Origin of the sequence: Peptoanaerobacter stomatis (assembly GCF_000238115.1) — a bacterium.
Classification (GTDB): Bacteria; Bacillota; Clostridia; order Peptostreptococcales; family Filifactoraceae; genus Peptoanaerobacter; species Peptoanaerobacter stomatis.
Map to the genome: position 1 here is coordinate 1 of NZ_JH414583.1, position 3,243 is coordinate 3,243.

The 3,243-nt window shown below is 30.5% G+C and carries 2 protein-coding genes; both read right to left on the reverse strand.

The genetic code is table 11. From position 1 onward, the window contains the following. The coding region (locus tag HMPREF9629_RS11070) for a leucine-rich repeat protein (RefSeq protein WP_009526473.1) at positions 1 to 1,552 on the reverse strand (1,552 nt) is incomplete at its 3' end. A gap of 1,274 nt (positions 1,553 to 2,826) precedes the next feature. Then, the coding region (locus HMPREF9629_RS11075) for an LPXTG cell wall anchor domain-containing protein (protein ID WP_009526474.1) at positions 2,827 to 3,243 on the reverse strand (417 nt) is incomplete at its 5' end.

Genomic DNA, 3,243 nt, shown 5'->3' on the forward strand with positions numbered 1-3,243 from the left:
CGGCTCCTTCTACTTTATCAACTGCATAACTTGTATTATTTGTAGGTGTTATTTCTACTTCATCTGCATATTTTGCATTTAGTGTCGTTCCTTGTGTTATGGTTTGCTCTGCTCCGTCTACTTTTACTGTCACGTTCGGTGCTGATGTTATGGCTTGTTCTGCTCCGTTTACCAATTTTACCAATTCTATTTTTAATTCTACAGGTAGTGCTTGATATTTCACTTTTATATCTGCTTTTTTATATCCTACTTCGTATCCGTCTCCATATGATGTGTCTTGCACTATATCTGTATTGTTCGGATCTAATGTTATTTGATTGCTGTCGTCTAATAAGGATAATTTATATCCTTCTACATCAGAAGTAAGTTCCAATTTATCTCCTAATTTGAAGTTTTCGTAGTCTTCTGTTATTCTTGCTGTTATATCTTTGTCGTCTGAATTGCTTCTGATTCTTTTTATATTAAGTTCTGTTTTGTCTTTTATCTCTTGCGGTAATGTATCTTTGTCTTGTATTTGAAAGTTTACAAGTACGGGATTTATTGTATAATCTTGTGCATTACTGTCATCTATTGTATCGTTGTTAAGGTAGTATTGTCCGTTATCTTTTATATATAATGCAACTTTTTTATTATCGTTATACCATCCTTTATTTTCTTTAAGAGCATCTTCCTCTATAGTTACTATTCTGCTCGGTATTTCAAGACTTTTCAGCTGATTATACTCTAACATTTTTTCAAATATTTTTGTTATATCCGATGAAGTTTTGTCAAATGATATATTTTTTATTTCATTTTCAGAAAAAATTCCTCTTTCATCAGAATCTGATGAAACTTTAGGATTAAAATTATACACGTTCTCAATCTTATTTCGAGCAAATGAAACATATCCGAATTCTATAGGATTTGATGGTAATGTTAAATTTTTAATTTGATTGCCGTAAAAAGCATAATTCTTAATTTTAAAATCTGCTTTCTCCGGAAGTACCATATCTCCTTCTATCGCATTGGCATTAAACGCCCACTCTCCTATTTCAAGACTGCCGCTTGGATTACTATTATCAAATTCAAGCTTTTCTATTTTCTTGGTATCGAATCTATTATCAAAAGCATTATATCTAATAGAGCTGACTCTGCCAGGAACAGTAAACTCTTTTATATCGGAGTCGCTGAGAAAACTTGTAGCTATTGTTTCTAAATTATCCGGTAGTTTCACTTTTTTTGCATCTCTGAAAGAGTAAGCGCTTCCATAAACTTCTGTTATAGTAGTCCCGTTTAAAGGATTTATATTAGGAAATTCAATGTAACCGTCTTGAGCGACAAGTTTAGCCTCTCCTTCAGGAGATAGCCCTCTTACCCAATTACTGTTATAAATAAAATCTCCGTATGTCCATGCAGAGCCGGGACTGACAGGATCAGTAGGTGCATACAGTGGCGCCGCATATACAGATGATAGTACATTAAGATTTTTTGTTATTATGTTATTGCTTTGAAATGAATAAGGACTTATTGCTAAAAGCAACATAGATAAAAATAAACCGAATTTTCTTTTCATAATAAAAACTCCTTTCATAATTGTATAGATAAAAGTGTTGCACTTATCTTGACAATCTATCTTATTAATAAATATAAAAAAAATTCATTCAAGAATATAGCAAGAATATAGCAAGCATTAATATATAGTTTATATAGTACTATATATCTATCCAAAAATCAATATATTACTCCTGAATTTAGGTAAAGTTTTTGTAAATTTATAGTCTTTATGTATTGTACAACAGTAAATAATGTTAATATGTATTATTACTACAAAAAAGCAACCGTTACAGATTGCTTTTTGAGTTTTTTGCGATGCTATTATCTTACTAATTTTATAAAATCTTCTTCAAATGCGGACAGATCGATTTCTTGTTGCTCTGATGTTTTCATGTTTTTTAACATTGCTTTTCCGCCTGCTATTTCATTATCTCCAAGCATATATTCTAAGAGGCATCTTTTTTGATATGAAATATGTTGATATTTTTTTATTTTTTGTATAATTCATTTATTCCATAGTTTTATCTCCTTGTTTTGGTTGTTTTGCAAATCTTATTATACAGGAAATGATGAATCTATGGAATTTTTTTATTTTTATAATAATGAATGTTCTTCGCATTCATTATTATATCTGTCCGTCTTTTCTATTTACAAAATCTTCGGTTCTTAAATACTATCCCATATCTCCATCTTGTTTTTTTGCATTATAAAAGAGCCTTTAAATCATTTTTAAAGACTCTTTAAAATTTAATTATACTATGTTATAATCATCAAGTTATCGCACCAATCAGATAACAGATTGGAGGTGTAACAATTGAATCAAATCCTAATCAACATCCTAATTTCTATTACGGCAAATATAACAAGCCATTATATTTGCAAATGGTTAGATAGAAATCAAAGCGATAATTAGCCTATTAAAAAGCACATACAAGCCGGTATGTGCTTTTTCAGTGTAACAATCGTTTCAAAGTAATTTCAACTTTGAAACAAAATCCTAATCAATCTTTAAATGTATTATAACACATTTTAAATTTTTTTCAAGATTAAACTGTATTTTTAATTTAGAGTTTTAATAAGTGTATTTCCCTTAATTCGCTTTATAAAATACGTAAAATAAAGCGGGCAATTATCTTTCAAATACTGTAATATAGAGTTTTTTCATGGAATCAGTCTTATAATATCCACCTTAAACTCATATTAATATAAGCTATTATATCCCTATCAGCAATAACCTATAAAATTATAAGAGTGTTTTTATGGTTTAATATTATGATTTTTTTAATATTTTAATTATCTTCTCTTTCTTTTTATCAATATCAATCCTAATCCTGATAATATTGATGCTATTGTAAGCGGTATTTGTGGAAACTCATCTCCTGTTTTTACCAACTTTGTCGCTCCGAGAGGTACTCCGTCTTCGTCTACATACTCGAATGTTCCGTCAGGATTTATTCTTTTTGTATATGTTCCAAGCGGTACTCCGTCTTCATCAGATACTACTATTCTGTCAGGTGCATTTGGACTGTTAGGATCAGGTAACTCGTCTATTTGATAAGTCGGTGTTGTTGTTCTTTCTTCGTTTGCTATTGTCGGTGTTGTCGGATTTACTTGTGAACCCGGTACTGTCGGATTTACAGGTGTTGTTTCAGATGTGCCTGTGTTTGTTGTATTGTTTGGAGTATTAGGTGTTGCCGGATTTGTCGGTGT